Origin of the sequence: Pseudoalteromonas sp. SR44-2 (assembly GCF_014163745.1) — a bacterium.
Lineage (GTDB): Bacteria > Pseudomonadota > Gammaproteobacteria > Enterobacterales > Alteromonadaceae > Pseudoalteromonas > Pseudoalteromonas distincta.
Map to the genome: position 1 here is coordinate 97,231 of NZ_JACJDW010000013.1, position 17,631 is coordinate 114,861.

A 17,631-nucleotide genomic window follows, 5' to 3' on the forward strand; every position below is an offset into this window, starting at 1 on the left:
AATTTGTTACAGTGACGGCTGCTAGCTGTTAAATAAAATAAGAAACGTGATTAATACACGTCTTTCTGATAGCGGTTTGCGCTACGCAAATCTTTTAAATATTGCTCTGCGTCTTCATTGCTCTTGCCTGTGTTTTCTTTAACGATATCAACCAAGGCGTTGTGTACATCTTTTGCCATGCGATTTGCATCGCCACAAATATAAAAGTGAGCGCCGGCTTCTAACCACTCAAACACGTCTTTACTGTTACTGCGTAATTTGTCTTGTACGTATACTTTTTCTGCTTGATCGCGGCTAAATGCAACATCTACTTTGTTAAGTAAACCCGATTTTAAATAACCCTGTATTTCTACTTGGTATAAAAAGTCTTGAGTGAAATGTGGGTTACCAAAGAACAACCAGTTTTTGCCTTGTGCTTCACGTGAATCACGCTCTTGTAAAAATGCACGGAACGGCGCAATCCCCGTACCTGGGCCTACCATGATCACAGGTGTATCATCGTTAGTTGGTAGGCGGAAATTGTCGTTGTGTTCGCTAAATACTTTAACTTTACAACCTTCCTCTGCACGACGAGTTAAGTAACCAGTACAGCCACCTAAATGCTCGCTATCAAATGCATCAAACTGTACTAGACCTAGTGTTAAATGTACTTCATCTTCAACCTCAGCTTGACTAGATGCAATTGAGTACAAACGAGCTTGTAGTTTACGTAGGCAATCTACTAATGTTTGCGCATCAATTTTTGCTGGATTTTGGCGAATCACATCAAATATTTGGCGAGGTTCAATATACGCACGCATTGCCGCTTTATCTTCTACAAGCTTTAATAATTCAGGCGTACCTGTTGCTGTTGCGTATTTTTCTACAAAACCTGGGTACGACTGAGTCAGCTCTAGTTTTTCAATAAGTGCATCGCGTACGCTTAGCTCTTCATCACCTACTTTTACAATGCTTGTTGCATCTATTTGAGTAAGTGTAAGTACTTCATCAACTAATACATCGTCATTTAAAAAGTACACACCTAATGAATCACCTGGCGTGTAAGTAATGTCAGAACCTTCAAGCGAAATTTCAACGTGGCGTACATCTTTAGTCGAGTCGCGACCGGTAATTTTTTGAACAGTTAATAGCTCTGCTTCAAATGGATTTTGTTTTGTATATTGGCTTGCTGCAGCGGTTGGAGCACCAAATGGCATTGATACAACTTGACCACCAGCGGCCTCTTGCTGCGCTTTTAAATCAGGTTCAAATGCATCAACTGCACCGGCGATCCACGTAGCGGCTTCATCTTCGTAATCTACATCTAAATCAGCACGTTGATAGATAGTTTGTGCACCGAGTTTATTTAAACGCTCTTCAAAATCTTTTGCTGTCTGGCAGAAAAACTCATAGCTAGAATCTCCTAAGCCAATAACCGCTATTTTCACATCGTCTAGTTTTGGCGCTTTTTTAGTGGCTAAAAATTCGTGGAGTGTTTCTGCGTCTTCTGGTGGCTCACCTTCGCCGTAAGTAGATACAACGATAGTTAAAAACTTTTCTTTTTTCAGGGCTGTTGGTTTGTAATCTGACATGCTCACAAGCTTAACTGCTAAGCCTCGCGACTCAGCCTGCTCTTTCATTTTGGTAGCTACACCTTTTGCGTTACCTGTTTGCGAACCATATAAAATAGTTAGCGCTGCTGCATCACCCGCAGCCGGTACGCCTGCTGTAGGAGCACCTAACGCAGCCGAATTAGCATTTGCAGCTAAGTAACCACTTACCCATGCTTGTTGAATTGGATTAAGTTCAGCCACTAAAGCTTGCAGCTTTTGTACTTGATCTTGCGATAGCGGGCTTGCCGCAGCATTTAGTTGACCTAACAACATGAATCGATTCCCCATAACCCTGAAAATTAAACACAACACACTTTGTGTATTGTTAAAAATGAGTTTTACCTCATCCAGAGCGTATCTGTTGAGGTTTTCTAAGTTAGTAGGATAACGGGCTCAGCATAGATAAAAAAAGAATAGAATCTGCTTTGATATTCCATTTAGTTATTAATTTATAAAAATACCTTCAAAAACAGATTAAAGACTTATTATTGCCTTTTACCGCACTTTAAATTAACAATTTTGTAACCTAACTAATGTAGGGTATATTCTTCATTCAAAATAAAAATAGGAACAACTATGTTACACGGGAAATATAAAAATAAACTACTTAGTACCGCTTTGTTACTTGGCTCATTACCTGTAATGGCCAATGTAGCTAATGGCGGATTTGAACAATGGTCAGGTAATACACCTAGCTCTTGGAGCACTATTGATAGCGGAATCAGCTTAACGCGCTCAACTAGTACAGTTAAAAGCGGTAGTAGCTCTGCTGCTGTCAATGTAACAACAGGATCGCAAAGTAACACTGATTTACTACAACAGGTTGCTGTAGAAGCTGGTAAAACCTATAACTTTTCGGCTGATGTTTACCACACCGAAGGTAAAATTAAAGCGCGCTTATATGTAGATGGCTATCAAGGCTATTCAAATCAAGCACAAACTAACCAATGGCAAACAATTAGCCATAGCTATACAGCAAGCAGTGATAAAACAATTAGTGTTGGGCTTAGGTTTTACGATGTAAGTGGATTTGATGGCAGCGAAACCGTATACGTAGATAGCTTTTTACCAAATACTGATGGCAACGCATCAACAAGTTGCACCGACAATAGCCTTACCTTAACGCTTAACACCGATAATTACGGTAGCGAAACTAGCTGGGCCGTTAATAACAATCAAGGTAGCGCTGTTGCTAACGGCAGTGGTTACGCATCAAACACTCAGTATGATGAGCAAATATGCCTAACTGATGGTACTTACACACTTGTTATTAGCGACAGCTACGGCGATGGCATGTGTTGTTCAACAGGTAATGGCAGTTATGCGCTTAAGCAAGGCTCTACCACACTTGCTAGCGGTGCAAGTTTTAACAATACAGACAGCACGGCATTTACTTTAGGTAGTGGCTCTGGTGATGGCGGCGGGACCAACCCAACACCCACTGGCTACTATGTTACTGCTCAAGGGTTATCAGGTTATGCACTAAAAACTGAGCTTTATAATATTATTAAAGATCATAATGCACAGGGTTACTCAGCTATTTGGAATTTTTACGACTCATCTGCACGTGATAAATACTTTGAAAACGATAACAGCATTTTAGATATGTATAGCGAGAAACCAAACGGCTCAGATAGCTACAATTATACTGCAGTGAGCGACCAATGTGGTAACTATAGTGGAGAAGGCGGCTGTTACAACCGTGAGCATTCATTTCCTAAAAGCTGGTTTGGCGGCACTATTGAGCCAATGAACTCAGATGTGCATCATATTTACGCAACCGACGGTTATGTAAACTCAAAACGTAGTAACTTCCCATTTGGTGAAGTAGCAAGCGCTTCATTTACATCAACCAACGGTAGTAAATTAGGCTCTGCCGCAAGTTCATTAAATTACTCAGGTACTGTATTTGAGCCAATTGACGAATTTAAAGGTGACTTTGCTCGCGCTTATTTTTACATGGCAACGCGCTACGAAAATGTAATAGGCACTTGGCAAACCAAAACGACCTCAAGTAATGCAGTGCTTAATGGTTCAAGCAACCAAGTGTTTGAAAGCTGGGTAGTAGCCATGCTGCTTAACTGGCATAACAGTGATCCTGTAAGCCAAATGGAAATTGACCGTAACCAAGCAGCCTTTGAATTTCAAGGTAATCGTAACCCGTATATCGACCATCCTGAATTTGTAGAAATGATTTGGTAAAAGTTAGCAGTTAAAACATAAGCCTTTGCAATTGCAGAGGCTTTATCTTTTAGTGTGTGATATTTTTTAAAAATATGATGATTTAAGCTAATTATAAGAAACAGTTGCGATAAGTGACTTTTCAGCTCTGTTTTTCATTAACGCTAAAAGTGAATGATGGAAATCTTGAAATATCATCTCTCCCCATATTCGTGAATAAATACCAAAATTTGTATTGTCTTGCACGGTCGTTTTTAAAGTTAAAATGGTATTGCCGCTTTTATCTTCACTTAGCTGATAACCACCGTAAAGTGGAGAAAAGTATTCACCGCCTAGTTTTACATGTTTATCGAGTGCGTCATCGGGAATAGCATCTGGGTCTATGTCAAATCTATAAAGCATCTGTTTATTTGGTTGCCAATCCGTAATAACTTCTTTAAATATAACCCCTTTTTGCCAAGTACTTGTGCGAACAGCGCCTATACCGCTTGCATTCATACTTGCCTTTAATGGCTTTGGTACACCAATTAATTGAGTGAGTGAAAAAGGCACTTCCTGTGGTTTTATATCACTCACATTAGCTAACTGTTGCCACACAACATTGATGGGCGCGTTAATAGTTATTGAATTTGTTACTTCGTATGTTTTTGATAAATTTAAAAAATTAACTTCAATAGGTGAGAGCAATATAGGTAACAACGCGATTGATAATAAAGAACTATTCGCTTTTTTTATTTCACGCTTTCTAACAAAACCCGCAAGTAATCCACCAATGCTGGCAAAAAACATAAAAGCAGGCAAAGCCATAGCCACACAAATACTGCCTTCAAGTAAAGTAATTACACTTACAAATAAAAAAACAAAAATAGGCTGCCAAGCAATCGTGACCATTTGCCTTTTAGTTAATGTTTTTGATTCATTGTACTCAAAGTGAACACGAATATAACCAATTGCAACGGGCACTAAAAACATAAATGATATAGAGACTAGGCTACTTAAATTATAAGTATCAAGTAGGTCTATAAACAGCCGCATAAATATGCCGTAAAGCGTACCAAGTAAAATACCAATTGATTTAGGGGAGTTGAGTTGCATGTCTATTCTTTATTGTTATTAACAATCAGAAAGTAACAGAAGTATTATTCCACCACAAATAAAACAATATTAACGACTCCTGCAAGCAAATAGCTTGAAATAAAACGGCTTTCACAGCCACTAAGACTAAAGGATAATAACCTGCCGTTAACACTATACTATTAGGTAAATAGTGCTCCGCATCGTTAATGACAAACTCAAGAGATTGATTTATAACAACTTTTAATCACCTTCTGTAATTTAATAATTTTTAGTGTAGAGCAGTTTTTTAAATTAACTGTATTAAAAACAACCATGCACGACCTTTTGCCTATACATAGCAGCCTAAAAGCTGATCTACCCTGCATGTTCAATATTCATTTGCTTTAACAAAAGCCGTATTTATTTGATTAAGCAACAATGTTGCAGGAGAACGCATGCAAACTACACCACCCGGTGATGCACCATCAAACACGCACAAGAATGCTCAAAGCTACGAGCAGCTTCACAAACCGAGTTCAGAGTTTAATACTCGCGACGAGTATCTCGAACATGAATTACAAATTATGCAGCCTAAGCGCTGGCGTCCTAATTTACCGTTTAGAGATTACCGATTTGAATTTGAAGACACCATTCCTGCAATGGCGGGCACTATTGGTAAAGTCGTTATGGTGGGTGCTATTGCGGCAACATTTGCAGCACCTCTTGGTTTAAGCGATGCGTTTGTTTTAGAAAATGTGCGCTACGAATTACTCATTGTTTCTATTTTTATCATCTTATTCTCAGGCTTTATTTTACCAACAGCTAACTTAGCTGGTACTCATGGCCCTCTTATACCGTTAATTCCTATTGTAGTTGCAGCTGGCGGCCACCCTATGGCGTTTGGCTTACTCATTGGTGCCTTTGGTTTTATTTTGGCCATTACCAAGGGAGGAAGTATGCTCGCGCGCCTAACCAGTAAAGGTGTATGTGGCGGGCTACTCATTTATTTAGGCTTTATTGGTACTATTTCGCAAGTTAAAAAGCTGTTTGCTTGGGCTGAAGCTATTGATATGGCACATATTGCGTTTATTGTTATTTTAGCCACCATTTTATTGTATGCGTTACTTGAGCATTTTAAAAAGCGCTGGCTAGCTGTGCCGCTTAGTTGCCTTATTGGCGGTGTGGTTGCATTTGCACTCGGTGCCCCATTTGAATTTAATACCGCACCGGGCTTACCAAATATGAACCCAGCTTATTGGTGGGGCGAAAACACGGGCTGGATGCTTGGCCTACCAACGCTTGAAAGCTTTGTGGTTGTACTCCCATTTGCAGTGCTCGCCGTTGCTATGTGGTCACCTGATTTTTTAGGCCATCAAGTATTTCAAAAAATAAGCTATCCGCAACGCACTGAAAAAGTACAAATGAATATCGACGACACCATGCTAAGTGCATCGGTTAGACAAACATTTGGCTCACTTGCCGGTGGTGCTAACTTTACCTCATCGTGGGGAACCTACATTGTACCTGCTGCTATTGCTAAACGCCCTATTCCGGCTGGCGCCATTTTAACAGCCGTATTTTGTATTATTGCTGGCTTATGGGGTTACCCAATGGATTTAGCCATTTGGCAACCTGTGCTTTGTGTAGCGCTTATTGTAGGTGTGTTTATTCCGCTACTTGAAGCTGGCATGGAAATGACGCGCGAAGGCAAAACAACGCAATCAGCCGCTATTGTGGTATTTGCCTCAACCTTAGTTAATCCGGCTTTTGGTTGGTCGCTTACTATGTTACTTGATAACTTAGGGCTTATTGGCTGTAAAGAACGTAGCGCTGAGCTAACTAAAATGAGCCGTTGGGTGATTCCACTTATTATGTTTGTGCTACTTACCACTGTAATGGCAATTGTAGGTATGTTACCTGGTATACCTGCGTTAATGGCTGACTTTAGACATTAAGCCTTAGGTACTGAACCTAATATTTACCCACAAAAAAGCACGGCAATTGCCGTGCTTTTCAATACGTGAATTTACTATATACAAGTTAAACAATTACTGCCAAGGGCGCTCAGCTGCTAGTTGCTTTTCAAATGCATCAATCTGTGGGTTTAGTGTTTCGGTTACACCAATAAAATCTAAGCCACTTAATAGGCGCTCTTTTACGTCTTTACGAATATCAAAACTAATTGGTGCAAACTTACTGCTTGTTAGTGTTTGATTTTCAAGGTCGATTTCAATGTTAATATCGTCGTGCTGCTCGCTAAGTACAAACAATTGCTCAAGCGTGTCGGCAGGTAACGCTATGGCTAACATTTGGTTGTTACCACAGTTATTAAAGAAAATATCTGCAAAGCTTTCAGCTAAAATAACTTCAAAGCCATATTGCTTCAGCGCCCATGGCGCGTGCTCACGAGATGAGCCACAACCAAAGTTGTCGCGCGTTAATAATATTTGCGCGCCTTGGTAGCATGGGCGATTTAAAATAAAGTCAGGGTTTGGCTCACCGTTATCTAGGTAACGCCAATCATAAAACAAGGCAGCATCAAAACCTTCGCGGCTAGTTGATGTTAAAAACTGCTTAGGAATAATTTGGTCAGTATCTACATTGTTTTTATCAAGTGGAGCCATTAAGCCACTAAAAAATACGCTCATTATGCTTCTCCTCTAATATCAACAAAGTGACCATGTATTGCAGCGGCTGCAGCCATTGCAGGGCTAACTAAATGGGTACGACCGCCACGACCTTGACGACCTTCAAAGTTACGATTAGAAGTAGATGCACAACGCTTGCCTGCTTCTAGGCGGTCATCGTTCATCGCTAAACACATAGAACAACCTGGTTCTCGCCATTCAAAGCCTGCGGCTTTAAAAATATCGGCTAAGCCTTCGTCTTCAGCTTGTTTTTTAACTAAGCCAGAGCCCGGTACAATTAACGCCTCTATGCCAGCAACAACATGTTTGCCTTCAACAATTTTTGCAGCGGCACGTAAATCTTCAATACGGCTATTTGTACATGAGCCAATAAATACCGTGTCTACTTTTGCGCTTGATAATTTATCGCCCGCTTTTAAGCCCATGTATTTAAGTGCGCTGCGAATGGCATCGGCTTTAATTAAATCTGGCTCTTTATCTGGATCGGGTATGTACTCATCAACACCAATTACTTGCTCTGGGCTTGTGCCCCAGGTAATTTGTGGCTGAATGTCGTCAGCATTTAGCTCAACAACTAAATCAAAGTGTGCGCCTTCGTCTGTTTTTAAGGTTTCCCAATATTCAACGGCTGCATCAAAATCTGCGCCTTTAGGTGCAAACGGACGACCTTTTAAATAATCATAAGTAATTTGGTCAGATGCAATTAAACCCGCTTTTGCACCCATTTCTATGCTCATATTACATAGCGTCATACGGGCTTCCATTGAAAGCGCTTCAATGCCTGCACCACAAAACTCTGCTACATAGCCTGTGCCACCAGCAGTACCTAACTTGCCAATTACCGCCATAATTAAATCTTTAGCTGTAACCGTTGGACGCAATACACCGTTAATTTGAATTTTTAACGATTTCGCCTTTTTTTGCTGTAGCGTTTGCGTTGCTAATACGTGCTCAACCTCAGACGTACCAATACCATGCGCTAATGCGCCAAACGCACCATGCGTAGAAGTATGGCTATCGCCACATACAATGGTTGTACCTGGCAAAGTAATACCTTGCTCTGGGCCCATTACGTGCACAATGCCTTGGTTAATTGAGTTTAAATCGTAAAGTACAATACCAAACTCTTTACAGTTTTTATCAAGCGCCATTAATTGGTTTTTAGATACTTCGCTTGCGGCATCAAGTGATCGGCTTTTAGTCGATACGTTATGATCCATCGTTGCAAAGGTTTTTTCTGGGCAACGTACAGTACGGTTTTTTTCACGTAGACCTGCAAAAGCCTGCGGAGAAGTAACTTCATGCACTAAATGGCGGTCAATATAAAGTAAGTCGGTTTGCTCATTTATGCTGGCAACGGTATGTGCTTGCCAAATTTTGTCGTATAACGTTTGGGCCACTTGCTAATTCCCTAATCTGTTTGAGTTGCAGCATAACGGTGCTGCAACTTTAATATGTTATTAAATGCGTGAAACGATAGCGGCTGCCACATCGCTTGTGCTGTAACCGGCATTTGGATATATATCTGGCGTGCCTACACCTGCTTCTACAGCTTCTGCTACTGCTTTTTCAATGGTGCGCGCAGCTTCGTCTTGCCCTAGCGAGTAACGTAACATTAATGCGGCACTTAAAATTTGTGCTATTGGGTTTGCAACGCCTTTACCTGCAATATCTGGTGCTGAACCGCCTGCTGGCTCGTACAATCCAAAACCCGATTGATTCAAGCTTGCCGATGGTAATAAGCCCATTGAGCCGGTGATCATGGCGCACTCATCTGACAAAATATCGCCAAATAAGTTATCGCAAAGTAGTACGTCAAACTGGCTAGGCTGTTTAACTAACTGCATAGCGGCGTTATCTACGTAAATGTAATCTAAGCTTACTTCTGGGTAGTCTTTGCTTACTTCGGTGACTACTTCACGCCATAATACGCTTGATGCTAATACATTGGCTTTATCAACAGAGGTAACATGGTTACTACGTAGTTTTGCCGCTTCAAAAGCAAAGCGTGCAATACGTTCAATTTCTTTTCGTGAGTATGTTTGCGTATCAAATGCAAACTCTTCTGCGCCTTCACCACTGCGACCTTTTTCACCAAAATAAATGCCGCCAGTTAGTTCGCGCACACATAAAATATCAAACCCTTTTTCACTAATATCAGCACGTAATGGCGATGCTGCACTAAGTGCTGGTAAAAGTTGTGCAGGGCGTAAGTTACAAAACAAACCAAAGTGCTTACGAAGCGGCAATAACGATGCGCGTTCAGGCTGCTCGTTTGGTGGTAGGTTTTCCCACTTAGGGCCACCAACTGAGCCAAATAAAATGGCATCGGCGTTTTCACACGCGCTTAGCGTTTTTGGTGGTAATGCTTCACCAAATTCATCAATAGCTGCGCCACCAATAGCATGATGCTGACGGTTCAGGGTAAAACCAAACTTATTGCTTACAGCATCAAGCACTTGTTCTGCTGCTGCCATTACTTCTGGGCCAATACCGTCGCCAGCTAATACGGCAACGCTGTAGTTTGTTTTACTCATCCTGCTTTCCTTTGTTGTTTTAAATCAGACACTTTTTGTGCACGATAAATTAAGTTATAAACACGGATCATGGCGCGTACCGACGCTTCAACCACATCCGCTGCAATGCCCGCACCGTGGTAAGGTCGGCCATCGTATTTAGCTATAATATTTACTTGGCCTAATGAGCTTGCACCTTGGCCTGTCGCTTCTAAGTTATATTCAATCATTTCAACGCTCATACCGGTTAAGCGCTCAATCGCTGCAAACGAGGCTTCTACTGGACCATTACCTGTCGCGGCTTCTTGTTTAGCTTCGCCATCAATTCGCATTCCAATGGTAGAGCTTGCTACCGATTGTGAGTTAGAGGCTGAGTTAACAAACTCTAATTGGTATTTTTCGTCTTTGTCGTTAATTTGATTAAAGTAAATCATCGCCTCAAGGTCGTAATCGTATACTGTGCCTTTTTGGTCAGCCAACTCAATAAAGCTTTTATATAAGCCATCCATATCGTAATCAGATTTTTGATAGCCTAACTCTTCTAAGCGATGTTCAATAACATGGCGACCCGAACGCGAAGTCATATTTAATTGGTTACTTGGCACACCAACGCTTTCTGGCGACATAATCTCATAAGTATTTTGCGCTTTTAATACACCGTCTTGGTGAATGCCAGAACTATGCGCAAAGGCGTTTTCGCCAACAATCGCTTTATTTGGTTGTACTGGCATATTACAAATTTTAGCCACTTGGCGAGATGCGCGGTAAATTTCTTCACTTTTAATATCTGTGTATACTTTTAAATGGTCCTTGCGCATTTTCATGATCATCGCCACTTCTTCAAGCGAGCAGTTACCAGCCCGCTCACCAATGCCATTAATAGTACACTCAATTTGGCGTGCACCGGCTTGCACTGCAGCCACCGAGTTTGCTACAGCTAAACCTAAATCGTTGTGGCAATGCACACTTAAACGCGCTTTATCAATATTTGGCACGTTATTCATTAAATGACGGATCATTGCGGCGTACTCATCTGGCGTTACAAAACCAACGGTATCTGGCAAGTTAATAGTTGAAGCTCCGGCGTTAATTGCCTGCTCAACAATTTTACATAAATCCCAATGCGGGGTACGACCGGCATCTTCACACGAAAATTCAACATCATCAGTATAGTTACGTGCTAATTTAATTGATTTAACAGCCATTGCCGTTGCATCGTCTAGGCTCATACGTAATTTATGTTCAAGGTGCAAAGGGCTTGTAGCAATAAAAGTATGAATACGGCTTTGCTGAGCTGTGCGAAGTGCTTCGCCACAGGCTTCAATGTCTTTGGCAACAGAGCGTGCTAAACCACAAATAATCGGACCTTTTACCTCGGTTGCAATACGTTGCACCGAGCGAAAATCAGCAGGGCTCGAAACCGGAAAACCCACTTCCATCACATCCACATTCAAGCGGCTAATTGTATGCGCTAATTGAATTTTATCATCTTCAGTAAGGCTTGCTTTAAGTGCCTGTTCGCCATCACGTAAGGTGGTATCAAAAATCCATACTTTATCTTGCTCTTGCATAACTGCCCCTCATTCCTATGTTACCCAAATTTCAATTAATCCCAGCCGCGAGATAAAAAAAACCCCGCAATTGCGGGGTTTTTAGTGTTCAACTCGATGCAAACACACTAATCCCCGCTCACTGACCATAGCAGTAAGAGGTTAAGTTTTAGTGTAATTAAACGAATAATATGCATCTTGTTTTCTTATGTGTGTGTTCAGTGAAGCCTATTTTTAACATTACAAAGCGACGGAAGCAAGCATAAAAATTCCACAAAACAGATTTAAAAACGATTCAATTGGGTTTTTTAATTCAACCAAGGCACCTGTTAAGAATTAAAATAACAAATACATGACTAGTGACGCTTAAATTAATAAGCACTGCAATATACCGTGCTTATATTAACTTTTTACAATTTTTTTAAGCTATGCTTCTTTACTCGTTTCTCTTACGTAATGCCCGGCTCCACGAGTAATATAACGCAGCTGCCAAATAACGCGCTCAATTAATTCGTCGCGTTGCAATCCTTCTATATCGAGCGCTTCTGCACCCGCATTAAATACGAGCGTTACCATAGATTCCGCCTGAATATAGGCATGCATAGCGTTGCACTTAGTTTCACTTTCTAAATAATGAGCCAGCTCTAAAATAAAATGTTTTACCTCGCGTGCTACTGCGGCTCTAAATGCTTTAGAAGTCCCAGAGCGTTCTCGTAGCAACAACCTAAATTGGTTACTTGAGTTATCAATAAACTCCATAAAAGTAACCACTGAGGTATTTATAACACTGCCGCCATCGTTCGCTATTCGTCTGCGAGCTTGGCGCATAAGTTGGCGAAGAGTTAAGCCGGCTTCGTCTACCATGGTTAAACCTAGCTCATCCATGTCTTTAAAATGACGATAAAAAGAAGTTGGGGCAATACCGGCTTCTCGTGCTACTTCGCGTAAACTTAAATTCGAAAAACTATGATCAGCACTCAGCTGATTAAATGCCGCTTGAATTAACGCCTGTCGTGTTTTTTGTTTCTGTTGCGCTCTAACACCCGACATCAACAGCTCCCTGAATTATTTTATATGAATATTTAGTGATATTAGCTCAATTGTCCAGTCTAATACTTGACGACGAGAGTTTGAAATACTATTTTAGCTTACAGTTGTACGCTGAGATTGAGAATTATGAATAAACCACCGATTATTTGGACAAACGTCCTATTTTTTAGCCTAACCTTTTTGGCGGCTGCCACACTTGTACCTTGGTACGCCATTAGCTACGGATTTACCAGCGCGCATTGGATTGCTTTTGTAGGCTGCATGTTTTATGCGGGCTTATCAATTACTGCCGGCTACCATCGATTATGGGCACATAAAACCTATAACGCACACCCTGCTGTTGAATTTATTTTTGCGCTTGGCGGTGCTTTTGCACTACAAAACAGTGCTTTGCATTGGAGTAGCGATCACCGTATACATCACGGTCAAGTTGACGACCCAATAAAAGACCCTTACGCGGCGACCAATGGTTTTTGGTATAGCCATATCGGATGGATGTTACGTGACTACCAAGGCGATAGCTACGGTGATTATAGTAATTGTCGTGATTTACAGCGCAATAAAATAGTTATGTGGCAACACAAACATTACTTAAAGCTTGTGATTGCTATGAACGTAGGCTTGCCTCTAGCACTTGGTTTATTGGTTGGTGATGTGTGGGGGATGTTAATTCTTGCAGGTTTACTACGCTTAGTACTGAGTCAACACTTTACCTTTTTTATAAACTCAGTTGCACATATTTGGGGCTCTCGCCCATACACCGAAAAAAATACGGCACGTGATAACGGCTTTTTAGCGTTATTTACATACGGTGAGGGGTATCACAACTTCCACCATATTTTTGCAAGCGACTATCGTAACGGTATTAAATGGTTTCATTACGATCCAACAAAATGGATGATCCGCTCTTTAGCAGCTGTTGGTTTAGCCAATAAGTTAAAGCGTACTCCTGTTGAACGTATCGAAAAAGCGAAGGCCGAAACGCTCATGAGCAAAACGCAAACGCGTCTTGCAAAATTGCCTTTAGCACAAGATAAGATTACATTATTACAACAAGAGTACGATTTACTGCTGAAAAAACTGCAAAATTATTGTTCACTACAAAAACAAGTGTTAGAAGTTAAAAAAAATAACATGGCAAAGCAGTGTGAACGCTCAGCATTAATGGCACAATACCATGAGTTGGAAGCCGCCTGGGAAAATCAAAAACAGGCATGGCTAGCACTTAATGCGAGGTTATTAAAAGCCTCTTTTAATTAATTTAGGAGTGGCTGTGGCCAAACAACCAGAACAAAAAAAAGCACCCGTGACATACCAATATGATGCAATAATTATTGGCACGGGTCCTGGCGGTGAAGGTACCGCCATGAACCTTTCAAAAAACGATAAAAAAGTAGCGGTTATTGAACGCCAAGAATCAGTTGGTGGCGGTTGTGTACATTGGGGAACAATTCCTTCAAAAGCGCTTCGCCACTCTGTTAGCCGCTATATTGAATACAAAGCAAATCCGTTATTCAATGTTGGTGAGCGCCCTAGCCGCTTAACATTTCCTGATATTTTACGTCACGCAAGTTCTGTTATTTCTAAGCAATCTAATTTACGTAGTAGCTTTTACGATCGTAACCGCATTCATATGTTTCAAGGTGATGCGAGCTTTGTAGATAAGCACACAATTGAAGTAAAACGAAATGATGGTTCAACTGAGCGACTGACTGCTAAAACGATTGTTATAGCAACGGGTTCACGCCCTTATCGCCCACCAGAGGTAGATTTTACGCATTCTCGTATTTACGAAAGTGACACAATACTTGGCCTTGAGCATGACCCTCATCGTGTACTGATTTATGGTGCAGGTGTAATTGGTTGTGAGTACGCGTCAATATTTAAAGGTTTAGGCGCTAAAGTTGATTTGGTTAATACACGCGATCGACTACTTGCTTTTATGGATGCAGAAATATCTGACGCACTTAGCTATCACTTTTGGAATAGCGGTATTGTTATTCGCCATAACGAAGAGTTTGACCGAATTGAGACGCGTGACGACTGCGTTATAATGCATCTAAAATCAGGTAAACGCGTAAAAGCTGACTGTATTTTATTTGCTAATGGTCGTACTGGTAACACTGATACACTAAATCTTGAAGCCATTGGCTTAAAAGCCGATAGCCGTGGCCAATTAAAAGTTAACGAAACATACCAAACAGAAATTGATAACGTTTACGCTGTAGGTGATGTAATTGGCTATCCAAGCCTTGCAAGTGCTGCGTTTGACCAAGGTCGTATAGCTGCTGATGCAATTGCATGTGGTAACTGCGATGACAGGCTGATTGTTGATATTCCGGCTGGTATTTATACCATTCCAGAAATGAGCTCAGTAGGTAAAACCGAGCAAGAGCTTACAGCCGCTAAAGTACCGTATGAAGTAGGCCGTGCTCAGTTTAAGCATTTGGCTCGCGCGCAAATTGCTGGTACTGAAGTAGGTAGTTTAAAAATATTATTCCACACCGAAACCAAAGAAGTACTTGGCGTACATTGTTTTGGCGAACGTGCCTCTGAAATTGTTCACATTGGCCAAGCTATTATGGAACAAAAAAATGGTGGCAATAATATCGACTACTTTGTAAATACCACATTTAACTACCCAACCATGGCTGAAGCCTACCGTGTTGCGGCATTAAATGGCTTAAATCGCTTATTTAAATAACCGCTTAAATAAGTAGTTTTAAAAGCCTTTATAAATAGGTAACAAAAAACCCGCAACTTAGCGGGTTTTTTACTTTTAAACAGTTTTAAAGCTCGTTTAAGTGACTATTACTTATGGTACTTAGCACTTAGCTCATGTACTGCATTAATAAATACGCCAGCATTTTCAGGGTCTACATCTGGTGTAATGCCGTGGCCTAAGTTAAACACGTGGCCATTGCCTGTACCAAAGTCTTCTAAAATAGTACCTACCTCTTGGCGAATACGCTCTGGTGTACCGTGAAGCATTGACGGGTCCATATTACCTTGTAGTGCTACTTTGTCGCCTACACGGCGTTTAGCATCGCTAATATTAATAGTCCAATCTAGACCTACTGCATCACAGCCTGTTGCTGCAATTGCTTCAATCCATTGACCACCATTTTTAGTGAACAAAGTAACCGGAACTTTACGGCCATCGTATTCACGAATTAAACCATCTACAATTTTATGCATATATTGTAGTGAAAATTCATTGTAATCGCGCGGACTTAATACACCGCCCCACGAGTCAAATACCATTAGCGATTGCGCGCCAGCTTTAATTTGAGCATTTAAGTAATCAATTACTGAATCAGCTAATTTATCGAGTAATAAGTGAAGTGTTTGCGGCTCTGCAAACGCCATTTTTTTGATTTTACCAAATACTTTGCTGCTACCGCCTTCAACCATATAAGTTGCTAGCGTCCAAGGTGAACCAGAAAAACCAATAAGTGGTACTTCGCCCTTAAGTTCACGACGAATAGTGCTTACTGCGTTCATTACGTAGCCAAGCTCGTCTGTAGGGTCTAGCTTTGGAATTTTTTTAACATCAGCAAGTGATGAAATAGGACGTTCAAACTTAGGGCCTTCGCCAGTTTCAAAGTACAAGCCTAAGCCCATCGCATCTGGAATCGTTAAAATATCACTAAATAATATAGCGGCATCTAACGGGTAACGACGTAGAGGCTGCAGTGTAACTTCACATGCAAGCTCAGCATTACGGCACAGGCTCATAAAATCGCCCGCTTGTGCACGTGTAGCGCGATACTCTGGTAAATAGCGTCCTGCTTGGCGCATCATCCATACCGGAGTTACATCAACAGGTTGTTTTGCAAGTGCACGTAAATAACGGTCGTTTTTTAATTCGCTCATGGCGTAAATGATCCTAAGACTTGTATAAATTGTGCAAGATTGTACCACCATATTCTCCGACCCTCTATTGCTTAGGGACGAAAACAGCTTTACCTAGAGGTAGATCAATAGAATGGAGTTTTTTAATCCCTTTTGACTATAAAATAAACAAAAATAAATAACATTTAAAACTTTTTATTAATATGTTTGCAACATTGCAAAAACCTTGTTATTGTTTGTCCCGCGTTAACAAAAACAATAATAAAAATCTTAAAACAATAAAAATAAATGTTTTAAAATAATAACAATAAAAATCATCTCATAAAAATAAGAAAGCTTGTTATAACAAGTCACTGAAAGAAATTAGACCACCGTAACTGGTGGTTTTTTCTTGCCTAAAATAAAATCCCTCGCCTCGGTTTATATAAAAAGGTACAACCCTCAAAGTAGCTCAACTTTACTTGTTGATATACGTGCAAATTAAATATATCTTGATGTACATAAACTTTTTATATTTTAAATTAAAAACCAACCCAGCTAGGAGAACAGTTATGCTGACGCGTGTAGAAAAAGCTCAACAGAAATGGGGTGGTAGCCACACAGTAATTGATAAATGGCTAAACGAACGCCAAGAACTTATTGTACTTTACTGCAAAATTGCAGGCTTTACGCCATACGAAAAGCAAGATCAAGCATTGCCAGAGCCAAAACTAATTGAATCATTTTGCCAGCTTTTAATGGATTACCTATCTGCAGGCCATTTTGAAGTATATGACGATATAGCAAAAGCATGCGAAAAAAAGGGCTTACAAAGCCAAGAGCTTGCAAACTCTATTTACCCGCGTATTTCTAGCACAACCGATGTGGCGTTAGATTTTAATGATAAGTACGCAGAAGTAGATAAAGAAGACTTATTAAAAGACTTTGATAATGACTTATCTGTTATTGGTGAGGCATTAGAAGCACGCTTTGCACTTGAAGATGAGCTTATTGATAACTTATTTTCTAATCACGCAAATTAATACGTTACTTACACGTATTAAAAAAGGGACCTAAGGTTAATGCCAGTCAGTTAAGCTGACTGGCATCTTTCTTTTTATGGGGATACTTAGATGGTTTTGGCTTAACCCATCGGGGATATCTTCTATCCTCTCGTCTAGCTGGAAGCTTAAATAAGACCAGT

General features: G+C 40.6%; 13 protein-coding genes. 5 read left to right on the forward strand and 8 right to left on the reverse strand.

Features of this window, described 5'->3' with window-relative positions; genetic code table 11:
* Positions 1-50 precede the first annotated feature (50 nt).
* Positions 51-1,865, reverse strand: a complete 1,815-nt coding sequence (locus tag H5115_RS10135; RefSeq protein ID WP_182755054.1) for an assimilatory sulfite reductase (NADPH) flavoprotein subunit — start codon at positions 1,863-1,865, stop codon at positions 51-53.
* 303 nt (positions 1,866-2,168) lie between these two features.
* On the opposite strand from H5115_RS10135, the gene H5115_RS10140 reads away from it, so the two are divergent.
* Positions 2,169-3,794 (forward strand): endonuclease, encoded by a 1,626-nt coding sequence (locus H5115_RS10140; protein ID WP_182755056.1) that lies wholly within the window; start codon positions 2,169-2,171, stop codon positions 3,792-3,794.
* 87 nt (positions 3,795-3,881) lie between these two features.
* On the opposite strand, the gene H5115_RS10145 is transcribed toward H5115_RS10140, so the two are convergent.
* Positions 3,882-4,868 carry a hypothetical protein gene (locus tag H5115_RS10145; RefSeq protein ID WP_182755058.1) on the reverse strand — a complete coding sequence of 329 codons (987 nt, stop codon included), beginning with the start codon at positions 4,866-4,868 and terminating at the stop codon, positions 3,882-3,884.
* A gap of 416 nt (positions 4,869-5,284) precedes the next feature.
* Between H5115_RS10145 and H5115_RS10150 the strand changes: the two genes are divergently transcribed.
* Positions 5,285-6,784, forward strand: coding sequence for a DUF3360 family protein (locus tag H5115_RS10150; protein WP_182755060.1), 1,500 nt, complete (start codon positions 5,285-5,287; stop codon positions 6,782-6,784).
* A 93-nt stretch (positions 6,785-6,877) separates the two neighbouring features.
* On the opposite strand, the gene leuD is transcribed toward H5115_RS10150, so the two are convergent.
* The 5 genes from leuD to fabR all read right to left on the reverse strand — a co-directional run bounded on the left by leuD (position 6,878) and on the right by fabR (position 12,593).
* A complete protein-coding gene (gene leuD / locus H5115_RS10155; RefSeq protein WP_002961095.1) occupies positions 6,878-7,477 on the reverse strand; it encodes a 3-isopropylmalate dehydratase small subunit in 600 nt (199 codons plus the stop codon).
* Positions 7,477-8,877, reverse strand: a complete 1,401-nt coding sequence (gene leuC, locus H5115_RS10160) for a 3-isopropylmalate dehydratase large subunit (RefSeq protein WP_182755062.1) — start codon at positions 8,875-8,877, stop codon at positions 7,477-7,479. Before leuC ends, leuD begins: the two co-directional genes overlap by 1 nt.
* Before the next feature lie 60 nt (positions 8,878-8,937).
* Entirely contained in the window at positions 8,938-10,014 is a 1,077-nt protein-coding gene (gene leuB, locus H5115_RS10165; protein WP_182755064.1) for a 3-isopropylmalate dehydrogenase, read from the reverse strand.
* Positions 10,011-11,564 (reverse strand): 2-isopropylmalate synthase, encoded by a 1,554-nt coding sequence (gene leuA / locus H5115_RS10170; RefSeq protein ID WP_002961090.1) that lies wholly within the window; start codon positions 11,562-11,564, stop codon positions 10,011-10,013. The genes leuB and leuA overlap by 4 nt, the downstream gene beginning before the upstream one ends.
* A gap of 405 nt (positions 11,565-11,969) precedes the next feature.
* Positions 11,970-12,593: an HTH-type transcriptional repressor FabR gene (gene fabR / locus H5115_RS10175; RefSeq protein ID WP_002961087.1), complete on the reverse strand. Its 624-nt coding sequence runs from the start codon at positions 12,591-12,593 to the stop codon at positions 11,970-11,972.
* 126 nt (positions 12,594-12,719) lie between these two features.
* On the opposite strand from fabR, the gene H5115_RS10180 reads away from it, so the two are divergent.
* Together H5115_RS10180 and sthA are read left to right on the forward strand one after the other, a co-directional pair.
* A complete protein-coding gene (locus tag H5115_RS10180) occupies positions 12,720-13,853 on the forward strand; it encodes a fatty acid desaturase (RefSeq protein ID WP_008138662.1) in 1,134 nt (377 codons plus the stop codon).
* 13 nt (positions 13,854-13,866) lie between these two features.
* A complete protein-coding gene (sthA, locus tag H5115_RS10185; protein WP_182755066.1) occupies positions 13,867-15,297 on the forward strand; it encodes a Si-specific NAD(P)(+) transhydrogenase in 1,431 nt (476 codons plus the stop codon).
* Positions 15,298-15,404: 107 nt separating this feature from the next.
* Here sthA and hemE read toward each other — a convergent pair whose 3' ends face one another.
* Positions 15,405-16,469 (reverse strand): uroporphyrinogen decarboxylase, encoded by a 1,065-nt coding sequence (gene hemE / locus H5115_RS10190; RefSeq protein WP_182671846.1) that lies wholly within the window; start codon positions 16,467-16,469, stop codon positions 15,405-15,407.
* Between the two features lie 530 nt (positions 16,470-16,999).
* On the opposite strand from hemE, the gene H5115_RS10195 reads away from it, so the two are divergent.
* Positions 17,000-17,470 (forward strand): Rsd/AlgQ family anti-sigma factor, encoded by a 471-nt coding sequence (locus H5115_RS10195; protein ID WP_002961083.1) that lies wholly within the window; start codon positions 17,000-17,002, stop codon positions 17,468-17,470.
* Positions 17,471-17,631: the final 161 nt, after the last annotated feature.

Coding starts and splice junctions, on each gene's coding strand:
- H5115_RS10150 (WP_182755060.1), top strand. CDS start 5,285: ATGCAAACTACACCACCCGGTGATGCACCATCAAACACGCACAAGAAT.
- fabR (WP_002961087.1), bottom strand. CDS start 12,593: ATGTCGGGTGTTAGAGCGCAACAGAAACAAAAAACACGACAGGCGTTA.
- hemE (WP_182671846.1), bottom strand. CDS start 16,469: ATGAGCGAATTAAAAAACGACCGTTATTTACGTGCACTTGCAAAACAA.
- H5115_RS10145 (WP_182755058.1), bottom strand. CDS start 4,868: ATGCAACTCAACTCCCCTAAATCAATTGGTATTTTACTTGGTACGCTT.
- leuA (WP_002961090.1), bottom strand. CDS start 11,564: ATGCAAGAGCAAGATAAAGTATGGATTTTTGATACCACCTTACGTGAT.
- H5115_RS10195 (WP_002961083.1), top strand. CDS start 17,000: ATGCTGACGCGTGTAGAAAAAGCTCAACAGAAATGGGGTGGTAGCCAC.
- H5115_RS10140 (WP_182755056.1), top strand. CDS start 2,169: ATGTTACACGGGAAATATAAAAATAAACTACTTAGTACCGCTTTGTTA.
- H5115_RS10180 (WP_008138662.1), top strand. CDS start 12,720: ATGAATAAACCACCGATTATTTGGACAAACGTCCTATTTTTTAGCCTA.
- leuB (WP_182755064.1), bottom strand. CDS start 10,014: ATGAGTAAAACAAACTACAGCGTTGCCGTATTAGCTGGCGACGGTATT.
- H5115_RS10135 (WP_182755054.1), bottom strand. CDS start 1,865: ATGTTGTTAGGTCAACTAAATGCTGCGGCAAGCCCGCTATCGCAAGAT.
- leuD (WP_002961095.1), bottom strand. CDS start 7,477: ATGAGCGTATTTTTTAGTGGCTTAATGGCTCCACTTGATAAAAACAAT.